This is a genomic window from Paracraurococcus lichenis (assembly GCF_030657435.1).
GTDB lineage: Bacteria > Pseudomonadota > Alphaproteobacteria > Acetobacterales > Acetobacteraceae > Paracraurococcus > Paracraurococcus lichenis.
This window is the reverse complement of sequence record NZ_JAUTWS010000088.1, coordinates 1-15707: the sequence shown is the minus strand read 5'-3', so window position 1 is coordinate 15707 and position 15707 is coordinate 1. Positions and strand designations below refer to the sequence as shown.

Here is a 15707-nt window from a genome sequence, read left to right as displayed (position 1 = left end):
TGGCCGGGGTCGAGCCCCGGCCAAGTCAAGGGAGGAACGCCAGTCAGATGTCGCCTGATCGCATCCGGGTGTCCGGATGCCTCCGCGGACGACACGCGGAGCCGTGGGGCGCAGAAGCGCCGTCATGGTGCTCGCGCCTTGGGCGTGGCGGCCTGATCGGCGCGCTGTTCCCTGGCGCTTGAGGTCATGTCAGCCATGCCGCGGCGAAGGCCAGCGCAAGCGCCAGAAGGATGGCGATGGCCTGCGGCCTCCAGCCAAGGCTCGCCGTCGCCGTCGCCGTCGCCGTCGCCGCCGCCGACACCGGGACGGGTGGTTCGGGATCGGCGGGCGGCGGCGCGGTCAGCCACTCGTCGAAGGCACGGGACTCGCGCATCAGGATCATGCCGGGCCGCATCAGGGACACCCCGGACGGGCAAGGGCCGAGCCGGGCCGGCGCCTGACCGCCCCGGCCGCCGGGCGGAACTGGCGCGTGCCGTCGGGGAAGGTGACTTCGCGGATCTCGGCCTCCGCCTCGTAGCCCGGAACCCAGGAGCGGCGCAGCACCAGGCCGAAGCCGCCCTCGTCCAGCACCGCATGCTCGTCGCTGGCGGGCGCCGCGTCATCCGGCACCTCGCCCCGGTCCGGGTCGTCGGGCAGGGCGGTGTCGCCCACATCCCGGCATTGCCACGCCAGGGCGGCGGCGCCGGGGGGCCGCACTCTCGTCAAGCGGGTCGCCATGCTGTTCTGTCCTCCACACAGGGTCATGCCGTGTCCTGACCGGCTCACGGCAAGTCCGGCTCGCCATCGCGCGCCACCACGCGCAGGACCGGCGGCGGCCGCAGAACCGGCGGCGTGGCCGGCGGCCTGGTGGCGCGGTCCAGCACCAGGCCGGCGACCCGGACCGCCTCCTCAGGGCTCGGGAAGCGCTGCCCGTGCAGGTCGGCGACCACCGGTTCGGCCGCGATGAAGTTCCAGCCCTCCGCGCCGGCGACGACCGACCCGAGATGTCGCCCCGCGACCACGACGGGCTGCGACCGGACCATGGCCGCCTCCCTATTCCGCCGCGCTGCGCAGGCCCTCGCCCGCGGCCCGCAGCGCCTGGTCGAGATCGGCGAGGATATCCTCGATGTGCTCGAGGCCGACGGAGAGCCGGACATAACCGGGCGAGACGCCGGTGGCGCGCTGATCCTCCGGCGAGAGCTGGCTATGGGTGGTGCTGGCCGGGTGGATCGCCAGGCTGCGCGCATCGCCAATATTGGCGACGTGGTAGAACAGGCGCAGTGCATCGATGAAGCGCCGCCCCGCCTCGGCGCCGCCGGCCAGCTCGAACCCGACCAGCCCGCCGCGGCCGCGCGGCAGGTACTGCGCCGTCCGACGCGCCGCCTCGCCGGCCAGGTGCTTCGGGTGGATCACCCGCACCACCTCCGGCCGCGCTGCCAGCCAGTCCGCCACTGCCTCGGCATTGCGGCTGTGCTCGCGGATGCGTAGCGGCAGAGTCTCCAGCCCCTGCAGAAACAGGAAGGCGTTGAAGGGCGAGAGCGAGGCGCCGAGGTCGCGCAGCAGCGTGGTGCGCGCCTTCAGCACATAGGCGATCGGGCCGAGCGGCTTCGCCGCCTCCACCCAGACCGCGCCGTGGTAGCTCGGGTCCGGGCGGTTCAGCGCCGGCTGCCGCTCCGGATGTGCCGCCCAGTCGATATTGCCGCCATCGACGATGATGCCGCCGATGCTGGTGCCGTGCCCGCCGATGTACTTCGTCAGCGAATGCACCACCACCGCCGCGCCATGATCGAAGGGGCGCACCAGCAGCGGCGCGGCGGTGTTGTCCACGATCAGCGGGATGCCCAGCGGCCGGCCGAGCGCCGCCACCTCGGCGATGGGGAAGGGCTCGAGCTTCGGGTTGGGCAGCGTCTCGGCATACCAGGCACGCGTCCGATCGTCGCTGGCGCGCAGGAAGGCGGCCGGGTCGGCGGGATCGACGAAGCGCACCTCGATCCCCTGATCCTTCAGCGTGTTGGCGAAGAGGTTCCAGGTGCCGCCATAGAGGTCGGTGGAGGACACGATGTTGTCGCCGGCACGCGCCAGGTTCTGCACCGCGAAGGCCGAGGCCGCCTGGCCGGACCCGACGCCGAGTGCGGCGGCACCGCCCTCGAGCGCGGCGATGCGCTGCTCCAGCACATCGACCGTCGGGTTCATGATGCGGGTGTAGACATTGCCCAGCTCCTCCAGCGCGAAGAGGCGGGAGGCATGCGCGGTGTCGTCGAACTGAAAGCTGGTAGTCTGCCAGATCGGCACGGCCACCGCCTTGGTGCCGGGGTCGCGGCGCCAGCCGGCATGCAGCGCCAGGGTTTCGGGATGCTGGCTCATGGCGGTCCTCCTCGATGCGGGCGGGTCAACTGCCCTCGCCCGGGATGCTGCGGGCGAAGGCGCGGCGGCTCTCCAGATCGGCGGCGATCCGGCGCAGCCCCTCGGCGCCGGACTGCAGGACCGGCCGGTTGCCGTTGCCCTCGGTCACCGCCCGCATCGCCCCGGTCCGCAGTGCGGCGGCGAGCGCGCCTTCCAGCCGCGCCACCACCGGCGCCGGCGTCGCGGCAGGCGCAAAGAGCCCGTTCCAGATGGTGAAATCGGGCTCGGTCAGGCCGAGCTCCGCACTGGCGGGCGTGTCCGGCAGCTCCGGCAGGCGGTGGCGGCCAATGACCAGCAGCGGCAGCAGCCGTCCTTCGCGCGCATGCGGCGCGGCGGTGGCATAGTCCGCCGTGCCGATCTGCACATGCCCGGCGACCAGGTCGGTGAGCTGCGGCGCGGTGCCGCGATAGGGCACCTTGGTCAGATCCAGCCGGAAATGCCGCGCGAGTTGCTCGACCGATTGCTCGGAGACCGAGCCGCTGCCGGTGGTGCCGAAGGCGAGCCGCGGCCGCGCCGGATCGCGCACCCGCGCCAGCAGCGCGTCGAAGTCCCGCACGCCGAGCGCGGGATGCGCCCAGAGCACGCTGTAGGATTCGACGAAGAGGCCGATGGGGAGGAAGTCGCGCAGCGGATCGAAGGGCACCGCATCGCCCAGCGAAACCACGCTGCCGACATAGGCCGTGGTGTTGGCGACCAGCAGCGTGTGGCCATCCGCCGGCCCGCGCGCGACATGACCGATCCCGACCGTGCCGGTGGCGCCGGTGCGATTGTCCACCACCACGGCCTGGCCGAGCAGGAGTGCCAGTTCGCGGGCCAGGGGACGGGCGAAAGTGTCGGTCGGCCCGCCGGCTGGCCAGGGGACGACCAGCCGCACCGGCCGGTCCGGCCAGGTCGGCTGCGCCAGGCCAGGGCGGGCCAGCAGCCCGGCGCCGAGCAGGCCGAGGAGGGTGCGGCGGCGCGGCATCAGCCGGCCACCGCTGGGGCGATGGGCTCCAGCGCGCGGCGGACATCCACCGCCTCCCGCAGCAGGCCGAACTCCACCGCCTGGTCGGCGGCAACCTGGAATTCCCGGACCAGCGCCGCGTCCAGCGGGACGGCCGCCGTCGCCTCGATGGCATAAGCGCGGGCGAGCGCGGCTTCCGGGATGCGCGTCAGACCGGAGTTGGTGTGGGCATAGTCCGAGATGTGGTCGCGCGCCCAGTCCCAGCCGGCGGCGAAGCGCCGCAGGAAGTCGGCCAATTGCGGCCGCTTGTCCCGGATTGCCTGCTCATGCGCCGAGACGACCATGATGGAGGGCGTCAGGCCGCGCCCGTCCAGCAGCGTGCGCGCGCCGAATTGCAGCACCTCGACCGAGATGTAGGGCTCCCACACCGCCCAGGCGTCCACAGCGCCGGAGCGGAAGGCGAGCAGCGCATCGGTCGGGGGCAGGAAGGTGACCTGCACCTCCTCCGGCGCGATGCCCTCGCGCTTCAGCGCGGCGCGGATCAGGTAGTGGCCCCAGCCGCCGCGGTTGCCGGCGATGCGCTTGCCGCGGAGATCGGCGAGGTTGCGGACGCGATCGTCGCGCACCAGGATGCCCTGGCCGGCCGGCGAGGGCCGCGCCACGCCGATGCCGCGCAGCGGTGCGCCGGCGGCGAAGACGGTGAGGAAGGCGAGGTCGCCCTGATAGCCGAGGTCGAGCGCGCCGGCGTTCAGCGCCTCCAGCAGCGGCGCCGCCGCAGGGAACTCGCTCCATTCGATGCGGTAGGGCAGGTCGCGGCCGACGCCCGAGGCCTCGATCAGCGAGCGCAGCCCGCCCTTCTGGTTGCCGATGCGCAGCACTGGCAGGGCTTGCGCCAGGGCGGGGGCGGCGAACAGGCCGGCGGCCGCCGCGCCGAGCCTGCGGCGGGACAGGGTGACGGTCATCGGTCAGGTTCCCAGGTCGCGGGTGAAGCTCTGGTCCACGGCATCGGCGACGCTGACCTTGCCGGGAATGACGCCCCAGGCATGCGCCTGGTCCACGGCCTGCTGGAATTCGCGCACCAGCGCGGCGTCGATCGGCACCGCGCGGGTGTGGTTCACCTCGTAGGCGCGGATCAGCACGGGCTCCGGCTGGCGGATCGCCAGGGCGGTGACGCGGGCATAGGCGGCGCGGTTCTCCTGCGCCCAGGCCCAGGCCCGCGCGTCGCGCCGGACGAAGTCCTGCAACTGCTCCCGCCGCTCGGCGAGAGCGCGGTTGTTCACCGCCAGCACGCTGGCCGAGGGCGTCAGGCCCCGGGCATCGGCCAGGACGCGGGTGCCGAAATTCAGCACCTCGAGCGAGGTGTAGGGCTCCCAGATCGACCAGGCATCCACCTCGCCGGTCCGGAAGGCGAGGGCGGCCTCGGCCGGCAGCAGCCAAGCAAAGCGGACATCCTGAAAGGGGACGCCGGCGGCGTGCAGGATTGCCAGCAGCGAGTAATGCGTCCAGCCGCCGCGGGCGGCAGCGACACGCTTGCCGCGCAGGTCGGCGACGGTGCGGATCCCACTGTCACCCCGTACCACGATCGCCTGCGAGGCGCCGTCGGAGCGCGAGGCGGAGATCGCCTTGATGGGCGCGCCGGAGGAATAGACGCTGAAGAAATTCAGGTCGCCCATGGTGCCGAGGTCGACGGCATTGGCGTTCAACGCCTCCAGCAGCGGCTGCGCGGCGGGGAACTCGCTCCATTCGATGCGGTAGGGCAGGTCCTGCGCGACACCGGAGGCCTCGATCAGCGAGCGCAGTCCGCCACGCTGATTGCCGACGCGGAGCAGGCGTGGCGCCGGCTGGGCGCGCAACAGGGCGGGGCTGGCGAGCAGCGCGGCGGCGCCGAGGAAGGCGCGGCGGGCGATCGTGGTCATGGTCCATGGTCCGAGGCGAAGGGGTGGCGTGAGAGGCGGCGCAAGTTGGCGCTGCGGCGACATCGGGCTGGCAGGCGATGGCGGACCGGCATCTCAGGCCGCCCGCGCGGTCGCGTCGTGGCCGTCCTCGTCCACGCCGAGGATGGCGAGCAGCCGCAGCCGCAGCGCGTCGAAGCCCACCGCCGCGCGGCGGCGGGGCCGAGGCAGGTCGACGGCGAGGTCCTCCACCAGCCGCCCGTCCGCCAGCACCAGCACGCGGTCCGCCAGCAGCAGGGCTTCCTCGACATCATGCGTCACCAGCAGCACGGCGGGGCGGTGCGCCTGCCACAGCTCGCCGACCAGCGACTGCATGCGCAGTCGCGTCAGCGCATCGAGGGCCGCGAAGGGCTCATCCAGCAGCAGCAGCTCGGGCTCCCGCACCAGCGCGCGGGCGAGGCCGGCACGCTGGGCCTCGCCGCCCGAGAGCGTCAACGGCCAGGCCTGTGCCCGGTGCGACAGCTCGACCTCACCCAGCGCGGCCAGGGCACGATCGCGCACCGCCGCGGACGCGCCGGGCAGGCCGAGGGCGACGTTGCGCCAGACCCGCTTCCAGGGCAGCAGGCGCGGCTCCTGGAACACCACGGCGCGGCGCTCCGGCAGCACGGCCTTGCCCTCCGTCACCGGGTCCAGCCCGGCGAGGGTCCGCAGCAGCGTGGTCTTGCCGGAGCCGCTGCGCCCGAGCAGGGCGACGAACTCGCCCGCCGGAACCACCAGATCCAGCGCATCCAGCACCGGCGGCGAGGCCGGGCCGTGGAAGCGACGGGAGAAGCGGCTGAGGCGGAGCACGGGATCCGGCATCGCTCAGCGCTCCCCAAGCACGGACGGCCGCCAGGCGAGCGTCGCCCGCTCGATCAGCCGCACCAACTGATCGGCGCCGAGGCCGAGCAGCGCATAGACCAGCAGCCCGACCAGGATGATGTCGGTGCGCAGGAACTCCCGCGCATCCATCACCAGGTAGCCGATGCCGGCGGTGGCGTTGATCTGCTCCCCGACCACCAAGCTGAGCCAGGCGGTGCCGAGCGCGTAGCGCAGTCCGACCAGCGCCTGCGGCAGGGCGCCGGGCAGGACGACGTGACGGATCAGCCCGGCGCGGGAGAGGCCGAAGACCCGCCCTGCCTCCAGAAGCTTCGGGTCCACGCCGCGGATGCCGCCGAACAGCGTGAGATAGATCGGGAAGGCGGCACCGAGCGCGACCAGGGCAATCTTCGTCGGCTCCCCGATGCCCAGCCAGAGGATGAGCAGCGGCACCAGGGCGAGGAAGGGCAGTGCCCGCAGCATCTGCAGCGTGGCATCGACCAGGTCCTCTCCCAGGCGCGACAGACCCGCGAACAGGCCTAGCGGCACGGCAAGGCCGAGGGCGATGGCCAGCCCGATCGCCACACGACGCAGCGAGACGGCGAGATGGTAGGCAAGCTCACCCGAGAGGATGAGCTGCCAGGCCGCCCCGGCGATAGCGGCCGGCGAGGCGAGCAGCCGGGTCGAGACGAGTCCGGTCTGCGCGGCGAGCTGCCAGAGCAGCACGAGCACCACTGGTGCCACGAAGCGCCGCGCCACGCGAAGCCGCGGGAAGGCGAGGCGGACGCGGCGCGGCGCATCCCGCAGCGGCGCGGCTTCGGCGAGGGATTGCCCGGACATGCGGAAGCCCCATGGCGTTGGACCGCTAGCGGCCGGGATGCCGGGGGCAGGGTGCTGGGTCACGCCGTCGCGGTGACGGAGCTCGCCGGTTGCAAGGCCGCGCGCTTGCATCGTCACGCCGCCTCCGCCAGGCCGAGCAGCGCCAGGATCTCCTCCCGCAGCGCCACCAGCGCGGCATCGTCGCGCCGGCGCGGCCGGGGTCGGTCCACCCGGATATCGGCGCGGATGCGGGCCGGCCGGTCGGAGAGGACCAGCACGCGGTCCGCCAGCAGCAGCGCCTCCTCCACGTCGTGGGTGACGAGCAGGGCGGTGAAGCGCTCGCGCTCCCACAGCGCGACGAGTTCGCGCTGCATAGCCAGCCGCGTCAGGCTGTCCAGCTTGCCCAGCGGCTCGTCCAGCATCAGCACCTGCGGCGCGTTCACCAGCGCGCGGGCCAGCGCGGCGCGCTGCGCCATGCCGCCCGAGAGCTGGTGCGGCAAGGCCTCGGCGAAGCCGGCGAGGCCAACCAGCGACAGCGCCTGCTCGATCCGCGGCGCGTCGGCCGCCAGCGTGCCACGCGCCTCCGGTCCGAGCTGGGCATTGCCGCGCACCGTGCGCCAGGGGAACAGCGTCGGATCCTGGAACATGATGGTGCGGGACGGGTCGGTACCGGTCACCGGCGCGCCGTCCACCAGCAGCCGCCCCTCGCTCGGCGGCTCCAGCCCCGCGACCAGCCGCAGCAGGGTGGACTTGCCGCAGCCGGAGGGGCCGAGCAGCGCGACGAACTCGCCCGGCTCCGCGGTGAAGTCGATGTCCTGCAGCACGGGCAGCGCCCGCTTCTCCAGGGCGAAGGCATGGCTGACGCCACGCACCTCGAGACGCGCGCCGCTCACCACCGCACCAGCCCCTTCTGCCAGGAGAGCAGCCGGTCGCGCAGGCGGAACAGCAGCGTGACCGCGCCCGAGCACATCAGCGCCATGACCAGCAGCGCGGCGTACATGTTGGCATAGGCTGCCCAGCCCTGGGCCCATTGCATGTACCAGCCGAGCCCGGCCTTCACCCCCATCATCTCGGCGACGACGAGCACGGAGAAGGAGGCGCCGAGGCCCATGAACAGCCCGACGAAGACCGACGGCATCGCCGCCGGCACTGCCACCTTGCGCACCAGGAACCAGGGCGAGGCACCCATGGTGCGCGCCACGTCGTAATAGGCCCTGGAGACGGAGGAGACGCCCGACCAGGTCAGCACTGCCACCGGAAAGAAGCTCGCCAGCGCGATCAGGAAGGTGGAGGCGCCACGGGAGGAGCTGAAGGCGAAGAAGGCGATGGGCAGCCAGGCCGTCGCCGGCAGCGGCCCGATTAGCCGCACGACCGGATGCGCCCAGTAGCCGACCAGGCGGGACCAGCCCATGGCGACGCCGAACAGAAAGCCGATGCCAGCACCCAGCGCATAGCCGGGCAGCACCAGCAGCAGGCTGCGGCCGACGCTCTCGCCGAGGCGCGCATAGTCGTCGGTGAAGACCTCCAGGATGGATTGCGGTGCGGCGAAAAAGGGCCGCGGCAGCCAGTCGAGCTTGGCGGTCGCCAGCTCCCAGGCCGTCAGCGCCAGGGCAAGCACCAGCAGCCAGGGGCCGGCCGCGCGCAGCGGGGCGAAGCGCGGCGAGAACCCGGGCAGGGTCGCCGCGATGGCACCGAACAGGATGGCGCCGCCGAAGCCGGCCGAAAGGGCCGCCAGTTCCCAGGTGCGGCCGAGGTCGTCCGCATCCGGCCACAGCGCGATCACCGCCGCCGCACCCAGCCAGGAGAGGCCGGCCGCCCAGCCGCTCGGCCAGATCGGCGCCGGCCGCGCGGCGGCCGCAAGGCGCGTGCCGAGGGTCGTCGCGCTCATGCCGGCACGCCCGTCAGGACGTCGGCGAAGATCCGCTCCGACAGGCGCAGCGGATCGGTGTTCGGCCGCATGACGCGCACCAGCTTCAGCTCCTCGATATAGGCGGCGAGTTCGAGCCGCAGGGCGGACCCGACCGGGTGGTGGCCATGGGTGTGGCTGCGCAGCATGGCGGCCAGCGCCGGCACCGGCGCCTTGGCGTAGGGCGCGAAGATCGCCGCGGCCTCGTCCGGCCGGGCATGCACCCAGTCCTGCGCCTCGAGCAGCGCGGCGGTGATGGCGCGGGCCGCGGCGCGGTCCTGCCGGATCAAGCTGCCGCGGAGGCCGAGTATGCAGCAGGACCGGTGGGCGTATTCGCCCTCCAGGTTGTTCGCCACCTCCACCAGCCCGTCGCGGTCGCGGATGAGCGAGGCGAGCGGGTCGCCGAGCGCGAAGCCCTGGATATCGCCGCGTTTCAAGGCCTCCGATAGGAGGTCGGCGGGGAACTGGCGCCATGTCAGGTCGCGTTCCGGATCCAGCCCCTGCTTCGCCGCGACGATGGAGAAGAAGTTCTTGTCCGGGGCCGCCATGTCGGAGGCGCCGAGGGTCTTGCCCTTGAGGTTCGAGAGTTTGGCTATGCCGCTGTCCGGCAGGGCAAACAGCCGCATGCAGCCGCCATGGATGGCGGTGGTGATCTTCACGTCGAAGCCCTGCTCCAGCGGCTTCAGCCAGCGCAGCGCCATGCCGACGCCGGCATCAGCCTTGCCGGTGGCGATCGCCTCCAGCAACTGGTCGGTGGAGCCGCCGAAATTGATGAGCTCGACGTCCAGGTTGTGCCGCTCGAAGATGCCCTGCGTCGCGGCGACCGGGACGCCCACGGTGCAGATGGCATTGGCGTTCCAGGTCAGCTTCAGGCTGCGGCGCGGGCCGGGCGCGGCGGCCACGGCGGGCGCCGCATCGGCCACCCGGCAGATCGGCGGCGTGGCCAGGGGATCGGCCGGGGCGAAGCTGCGTGGGGCCATGGCGCCGGCGGGCACCGCCATGGCGGCCAGCCCGGTGGCACGCAACAGGGCGCGGCGGGACGGGATGTCACGCATCTCTCGGGTCTCCTTGAGGCGGGACGCGCTCGACACGCGCGGCGATCGCCTGCGGTCGGCGCAGCAGGTTGAGGATGGGGCAGGCGCGGTCCACCGCGGCCTCGACGGCGGCGATCTCGGCAGCGCTCGCAGCCGTGGTCAGGCGAACGGTGAAGCCGATGCCCTGCGGCTCCGGCCGGATATCCTCGTGCCCCGGTTCGCCGGCGCGGGCATCCAGCCGGCCGGTGACCTCCACCTCCACCGCCTCCAGCGGCAATCCGTGCACCGCCGCCTGGATCAGCCAGCTATGGGCGAGGCAGGAGCCGAGCGCGCCCAGCGCCACCTCGGGCGAGGAGGGACCGAGATCGTAGCCGACGAAATCCGGCGGGCTGTCGGTGAGGATCTGGTGGCCGCGCAGGCGGATGCGGCGCACGCCGCTGCGGCCTTCCACCGTCACCACGGCGCGGAGCGCGGCGGGCTCGTAGCCCGGGGCGCGCGCCTTGGCCTTCAGCGCCTGGAAGGCCGGGCGCTTGAGGGCGAGGTATTCGTCGAGCGTGCTCATTCGGCGGCGACCCGGATGGCGCCACGGGCGGCGATGGCGGCGCGCGTCGCCGGCAGCAGGTCGCGGCCGTACTCGATCGCATCCTCCAGCGGGTCGAAGCCGCGAATCAGGAAGGTGTCGACGCCGAGGGCGTGGTAGTCGGCGAGGCTGTCCGCCACCTGCTCGGCGGTGCCGACCAGCGCGGTGGTGTTGGCGCCGGCGCCGACCGCCGCCGCCACCTCGGTCCAGAGCCGCGCGTCCCGCACCCTTCCGCCCGCCGCTGCCTCCAGCAGGCGCTTGGAGCCGATGCTCTCCGGCTTGCGGCCGCCGCTGCCGACCGCCTCGGCCCGCAGTTCGCGGATGCGGGCGATGATGCGGTCGGCGCGCGCCCAGGCCGCTTCCTCGGAGGCGGCCAACACCGGGCGGAAGGACATGCTGAAGCGGATGGCGTGCGGGTCGCGCCCGGCCTTCGCCACGCTGGTGCGGACCCGGGCGATGGTCTCCCGCGCCTGGTCCAGCGTCTCGCCCCAGAAGGCATAAACATCGGCGATGCGCCCGGCGATGTCGACCGCAACGTCCGAGGAGCCGCCGAAGAAGACCGGGATGTGCGGCTTCTGAATGGGCTTCACCTCGGCGAAGCCCTGCTCGAAGTGGTAGTAGGTCCCTTCGTGGTTGAAGGGCCGGTCCTCGGTCCAGAGGCGCTTCAGCAGCGCGACGTATTCCTCGCTGCGGGCATAGCGCTGATCGTGGTCCAGCCAGTCGCCGTCCTTGCGCTGCTCTGCGCTGCTGCCGCCGCTGATGATGTGCACCGCGGCGCGGCCGCCTGAGAGATGGTCGAAAGTGGCGAATTGCCGCGCCGCCAGCGTCGGCGCGACGAAGCCCGGCCGGTGCGCCACCATGAAGCCGATGCGGCTGGTGGCTGCCGCGGCATGGCCGGCAACCAGCAGCGCGTCGGGCGAGGTGCTGCCCCAGGCGACCAGGATGCGGTCGAAGCCGCCTTCCTCATGCGCGCGGGCGAAGCGGCTGACGTAGTCGGGGTCTACCACGGGATCCTGTGGCGGATGAATTTCGGACTGTGCGCGATGCGCGATCATGCCGATGAACTGCGGCGGATGGGCCATGGGCGTGCTCCTTCGTGGTCAGGCGATGCGCAGGCGTTGCAGGGCGGCGCCGATGGCGGCGTGGTCGGCGGCGACCCGCCGGCCCAGCGCCTGCGGCGAGATGGTTTCCGGCCGCAGGCCGAAGCGGCGCAGCGTGGCGACCACCTCCGGCTCGATCAGGCTGTCGTTGACCTCGCAGTTCAGCCGCTCGATGACCGGCGCGGGCGTGTCGGCCGGCGCGAAGAGGCCGAACCATCCGCTGCCCGGCCACTCCCGGCCGATGCCGAGTTCCGCCAGGGTGGGCAGGTCGGGGAAGGCGTCCCAGCGATCCGGGCCGAGTGTTGCCAGCGCCCGCAGCCTGCCGTCGCGCACCAGCGGCGCGGCGATCGGGTCGATGATCAGGTGGCAGTCGCCGGCGGCGACGCTGTTCACCGCCGGCGCGCTGCCGGGGAAAGGGACATGCACGGCATCGAACCGCCCCTCATCGGCCAGCAGCGCGCCGCGCAGATGCCCGGCCGAGCCATAGTTGAGTAACCCCGGATGGCGGCGCGCGAAGGCGATCAGCTCCTCGGCCGTCCGCGCCGGCACCGAAGGATGCACGGCGACCAGGCTATAGGCCTCGCCGGCCGAGGCGATGGGCGCCAGATCGCGCAGCGGGTCGTAGCCGACATTGGACAGGTGCGGCGCGATGGTGAGGTTGCCGGCCGAGGCGTTCAGCAGCGTGTGCCCGTCCGGCTTCGATTCTGCGACCAGCCGCGTGCCGATGGCGCCGCCCGCGCCGGCCTTGTTCTCCACCACGACAGGCACGCCGAGCCTTGGCGCGAGCGCCCGTGCGAGGGTGCGGGAGACGTTGTCGTTGGTCGCCCCCGGCGGGAAAGGGCAGACATAGCGGATCGGCCGCTCCGGGAAGGCCTGGGCGTGGGCGAGCAGCGGCGCGGCGAGGCCGGCGCCGAGCAGCAGGCGGCGGGCGATCATGCCGCGTTCCCCGCCAGCGCCGCCCGGCCGGCCGCGAGCTGCGCGGCATCCGCGGCCGGCGCGTGCATGCGCACGCACTGCACGTCCCGCCAGTGCCGCTCCAGCGGGTTGGCGCGGTCATGCGCGTGGTTGCCGGCCAGCAGCGTGCAATGCTCTACCGCGCGAACGGCGTTGTCCGCCAGCACCACCTTCAGCGCGCCGGATTCCGCCCTGCTGGGCGGCTGGCCGGCATCGGTGGCGAGCGCCAATGCCTCGGCGATGCGCGTATTGGCGGCGATCAGGCCCTCGACCTGCCCGACCGCCTCCTGCACCCGCGGCAAGGTCGCCAGCGGTGCGCCGAGGTTGCTGGGCGCGCGGCGTCGGAGGAAATCCAGTGTCCAGTCCCGTGCTGCGCAGGCGACGCCGGTATAGACCGCCGTGACCAGCACCGCGTTCCAGGCCATCTGCACGGCGTCCGGCCCGGCGCCGGGACCGGGAGGCGCCAAGCCGATGGCGTGCTCCGTCGGGATCGGCACGGCATGGAACACCACGTCATGGCTGCCCGAGGCGCGCAGGCCGAGATGGTCCCAGGTCTCGCGGATCTCGATGCCGGGCGCATCGGCCGGCACGAGGAAGCTGCCGATGCGCGGCTCGGCCTCGTCTGTCCGGCCATGCACCTCCAGCCAGCGCAGGCCCGGCACGCCGGTGCTGTAGCGCTTGTGACCGGTCACTAACCAACCCTCGCCGGCGCGGCGCGCCACCGTCGCCGGCAGGCCGCCGCGGGTGGGGGAGCCGAGCTCGGGCTCGACCCGCAGCGCGTTGATCAGCGCGCCCTCCGCCACGGCGTCGCGCTGCACCCTCTCCCGCAGCGCCGCCGGCCAGGCCGGGCTGCGGGCCAGCGCCGCGTGCTTGATGTACTGCATGGCGAGGATGAGGGCGCTGGCCGGGCAGGCGCTGCCGAGCAGCGTGATGACCCCGGCCGCCTGGCGCAGGCCGGCGCCGCCACCGCCGAGCGCGGCGGGAACGGTCAGCGCCGGCAGGCCGGCGGCGCGCAGCAGGGCCAGGCTGTCATGCGGGAAGCTGCCGGCGCGGTCGTGCCGCGCCGCCGCTGCCGCGATGTCCGGCAACAGGGCGGGCAGCCGCGCCAGCAAGGTGGCGGTGGCGCTCAACGGCCTCCCCCCTTCGACGGCTGCCCGCTGCTGCGGGCGAGGACGAGACCGGCGACGCGCTGCACCTCGGCCGGGCTGGGGAAGGTGGCGCCGTCCAGATCCTCGAGCAGCGGGTCGGTGGCGACGAAGCGCCAGGCTTTGCCGCCCTGCTCGGCGGCATGGGTGACGGCGACGCCGAGGAAGCGGCCCTGGACTTCGATGGGGCGTGAGGTGTGCATGCGAATGGCTCCGGGCGCACGCGGAGCGGCGCCGGTCAGGGAAGCCTGCGGGGAGGGGGGGGGGGAGCGGGCGCGGCGCACCCGGGGCGCTCAGCGCCGACAGCGCATCCCTGGACAAGGGGCGGAACGGCGCCTTCCAACCGGACCGTGGCGCTTCAGCACTTGGTGACGCGGTGCAAGCTGCATGGTCCAAATCCCGCGGTCTCGGCGCGGAATGCGCCGTGAGTGAGAGGATTTAGCGACTCATAATCGTGATGAGTCAAGGCATAACAACGCAGTTCAGGCGTATATATGGCTCGCGCGAGGTCACGCGATGGCGAGGGAAGGGCAACGGCTCCGCTTGCCATGGTGCCGGGTGTTGGCCTGGGCGGGTGGCCGGCCCGGCTCAAGGCCTAACGACAAGGATGGTCCGCGATGCTCCACGCCGGACCGATCCGTGATCGCCTCATGCATCGGTGCTGGGCGTTGCAGCATCCTGCGGGCTGCCACGCAGTGCGCGACAACACGCCTGTGCAGGTCGCGCTGCGGTCCTTTGAGCACGGCAAAGGGAGCCCATGTGCGTCCGGGCAGGAAGTTCGGCAGCAGAGGCCAAGCGCTGCGCACGTGGCGTGCTGCCGCGTCTCCGCATGCGCGGGCCGCCTCAGCCGGCCGTTCGTCAAACGCCCCCATTCGACAGCTCCGAGGCGTCCGGCAACCCCGGCACGGCAACGCGAAAGCGGAAACATCCCAATCCAGACGGCAAGGCGGACAAGGTCGACCGCTGGCATTCGCCGGCAACCACAAACAGATCGACCAGCAGCGAGGGTGCTGAGACTCTCCTGTGAACCTCCCGATCGGAGCCGCGCTCAGCCGCGCCCGCTGCGCCGAATTCTGCAAACGCAGCCATTCCCATGGCCACGCCCGCTGAACTGCGGCCTCGCCCACCACCTTGTTGAATGAGCACAGTGGGCGTGTGTGATCGCTTTTCATGCGCGCCATAGTTGTAACACCGGATCGTGCTTATCAACCTCAAATTCATTGTTGCGGCCCCGATAACGCCGACGTACGTGAACTCATTAGTTGAACAACAATGCAGCTTGATTGGACAGCCACATGACCCTGCCCCGCCCCATCCTGATCGTGGAGGACGATGCTGCGCTGCGCGCCACCTTGGTCGAGCAGATCGCAGCGCAGGGCGAGTTCGTCGCCGAGGAAGCCGGCAGCGCTGAAGAAGCCATGGCGAAGCTCGCCGACGCGGATGTCCGCTACGATGCCATCCTTCTCGACGTAGGTCTGCCAGATAGCGACGGACGCGAGTTCTGTGCCCAGTTGCGGCGGGCGGGGAAGACGATGCCGATTATCATGTTGACCGGCGCAGATACCGAGCAGGACGTGGTGCGCGGGCTCGAGGCCGGGGCGAACGACTACGTTGCCAAGCCCTTCCGCCTATCGGAGCTGCTGGCACGGGTTCGGGCGCAGCTCAGGGTCTTCGACAATTCGGAGAACGCCGTCTTCACCATCGGGCACTACATGTTCCGCCCCGCTGCCCGGCTGCTGTTGGATCCGGCGAAGAACCGCAAGGTTCGGCTCACCGACAAGGAGTGCCGGATCCTGAAGCACTTGCTGCGGGCGAATGGCATGCCGGTCAACCGCGCCACCCTGCTGGCCGATGTCTGGGGCTTCAATAGCGGCGTGACCACCCACACGCTGGAGACGCACATCTACCGCCTGCGGCAGAAGATGGAGCCCGACCCGGCCAGCCCGCAGCTGCTGCTGACCGACCGCGGCGCCTACCGGCTGGAGCCGCGAGTGCCGATGCAGCTGGCCGCCTGAACACGCGGCAATGGGCGAGGATCTACTGCGAGGTGGCTTGCTCGCCCATAAACACCTGCCTGACCAGGGTTTTCTAAGA

At 72.2% G+C, this 15707-nt stretch carries 18 protein-coding genes; 1 reads left to right on the top strand and 17 read right to left on the bottom strand.

The window, feature by feature from the left end; genetic code table 11:
- Nucleotides 1-184: 184 nt before the first annotated feature.
- From Q7A36_RS34185 to Q7A36_RS34105, 17 genes are all read right to left on the bottom strand, one after another.
- Nucleotides 185-382, bottom strand: a complete 198-nt coding sequence (locus Q7A36_RS34185; protein ID WP_305108284.1) for a hypothetical protein — start codon at nt 380-382, stop codon at nt 185-187.
- 11 nt (nt 383-393) lie between these two features.
- Nucleotides 394-717 carry a hypothetical protein gene (locus Q7A36_RS34180; RefSeq protein ID WP_305108283.1) on the bottom strand — a complete coding sequence of 108 codons (324 nt, stop codon included), beginning with the start codon at nt 715-717 and terminating at the stop codon, nt 394-396.
- Nucleotides 718-761: 44 nt separating this feature from the next.
- Nucleotides 762-1022 (bottom strand): hypothetical protein, encoded by a 261-nt coding sequence (locus tag Q7A36_RS34175; RefSeq protein ID WP_305108282.1) that lies wholly within the window; start codon nt 1020-1022, stop codon nt 762-764.
- A 10-nt stretch (nt 1023-1032) separates the two neighbouring features.
- Nucleotides 1033-2343 carry an O-acetylhomoserine aminocarboxypropyltransferase/cysteine synthase family protein gene (locus tag Q7A36_RS34170; RefSeq protein ID WP_305108281.1) on the bottom strand — a complete coding sequence of 437 codons (1311 nt, stop codon included), beginning with the start codon at nt 2341-2343 and terminating at the stop codon, nt 1033-1035.
- A gap of 25 nt (nt 2344-2368) precedes the next feature.
- Nucleotides 2369-3346, bottom strand: a complete 978-nt coding sequence (locus Q7A36_RS34165) for a Bug family tripartite tricarboxylate transporter substrate binding protein (protein WP_305108280.1) — start codon at nt 3344-3346, stop codon at nt 2369-2371.
- Nucleotides 3346-4287: an ABC transporter substrate-binding protein gene (locus Q7A36_RS34160; RefSeq protein ID WP_305108279.1), complete on the bottom strand. Its 942-nt coding sequence runs from the start codon at nt 4285-4287 to the stop codon at nt 3346-3348. Before Q7A36_RS34160 ends, Q7A36_RS34165 begins: the two co-directional genes overlap by 1 nt.
- A 3-nt stretch (nt 4288-4290) precedes the next feature.
- Nucleotides 4291-5241 carry an ABC transporter substrate-binding protein gene (locus Q7A36_RS34155; RefSeq protein WP_305108278.1) on the bottom strand — a complete coding sequence of 317 codons (951 nt, stop codon included), beginning with the start codon at nt 5239-5241 and terminating at the stop codon, nt 4291-4293.
- A 93-nt stretch (nt 5242-5334) separates the two neighbouring features.
- On the bottom strand, nt 5335-6078 hold the full coding sequence (locus Q7A36_RS34150) for an ABC transporter ATP-binding protein (protein ID WP_305108277.1): 744 nt from the start codon (nt 6076-6078) through the stop codon (nt 5335-5337).
- 3 nt (nt 6079-6081) lie between these two features.
- Nucleotides 6082-6915 (bottom strand): ABC transporter permease subunit, encoded by an 834-nt coding sequence (locus Q7A36_RS34145; protein WP_305108276.1) that lies wholly within the window; start codon nt 6913-6915, stop codon nt 6082-6084.
- Between the two features lie 113 nt (nt 6916-7028).
- The gene (locus Q7A36_RS34140) at nt 7029-7787 is read right to left on the bottom strand and encodes an ABC transporter ATP-binding protein (RefSeq protein ID WP_305108275.1); all 759 of its coding nucleotides are present in this window, start codon (nt 7785-7787) and stop codon (nt 7029-7031) included.
- On the bottom strand, nt 7784-8782 hold the full coding sequence (locus Q7A36_RS34135; RefSeq protein ID WP_305108274.1) for an ABC transporter permease: 999 nt from the start codon (nt 8780-8782) through the stop codon (nt 7784-7786). Before Q7A36_RS34135 ends, Q7A36_RS34140 begins: the two co-directional genes overlap by 4 nt.
- The gene (locus Q7A36_RS34130) at nt 8779-9855 is read right to left on the bottom strand and encodes an ABC transporter substrate-binding protein (RefSeq protein WP_305108273.1); all 1077 of its coding nucleotides are present in this window, start codon (nt 9853-9855) and stop codon (nt 8779-8781) included. Before Q7A36_RS34130 ends, Q7A36_RS34135 begins: the two co-directional genes overlap by 4 nt.
- A complete protein-coding gene (locus Q7A36_RS34125) occupies nt 9848-10396 on the bottom strand; it encodes an OsmC family protein (RefSeq protein ID WP_305108272.1) in 549 nt (182 codons plus the stop codon). Before Q7A36_RS34125 ends, Q7A36_RS34130 begins: the two co-directional genes overlap by 8 nt.
- Nucleotides 10393-11496, bottom strand: a complete 1104-nt coding sequence (locus tag Q7A36_RS34120; RefSeq protein WP_305108271.1) for an LLM class flavin-dependent oxidoreductase — start codon at nt 11494-11496, stop codon at nt 10393-10395. The genes Q7A36_RS34125 and Q7A36_RS34120 overlap by 4 nt, the downstream gene beginning before the upstream one ends.
- 18 nt (nt 11497-11514) lie before the next feature.
- Nucleotides 11515-12450 (bottom strand): Bug family tripartite tricarboxylate transporter substrate binding protein, encoded by a 936-nt coding sequence (locus Q7A36_RS34115; RefSeq protein WP_305108270.1) that lies wholly within the window; start codon nt 12448-12450, stop codon nt 11515-11517.
- Nucleotides 12447-13598 carry an acyl-CoA dehydrogenase family protein gene (locus tag Q7A36_RS34110; RefSeq protein ID WP_305108269.1) on the bottom strand — a complete coding sequence of 384 codons (1152 nt, stop codon included), beginning with the start codon at nt 13596-13598 and terminating at the stop codon, nt 12447-12449. The genes Q7A36_RS34115 and Q7A36_RS34110 overlap by 4 nt, the downstream gene beginning before the upstream one ends.
- The gene (locus Q7A36_RS34105) at nt 13595-13816 is read right to left on the bottom strand and encodes a hypothetical protein (protein ID WP_305108268.1); all 222 of its coding nucleotides are present in this window, start codon (nt 13814-13816) and stop codon (nt 13595-13597) included. The genes Q7A36_RS34110 and Q7A36_RS34105 overlap by 4 nt, the downstream gene beginning before the upstream one ends.
- A 1092-nt stretch (nt 13817-14908) precedes the next feature.
- Between Q7A36_RS34105 and Q7A36_RS34100 the strand changes: the two genes are divergently transcribed.
- The gene (locus tag Q7A36_RS34100; protein ID WP_305108267.1) at nt 14909-15628 is read left to right on the top strand and encodes a response regulator transcription factor; all 720 of its coding nucleotides are present in this window, start codon (nt 14909-14911) and stop codon (nt 15626-15628) included.
- The last annotated feature ends 79 nt before the right edge of the window (nt 15629-15707 follow it).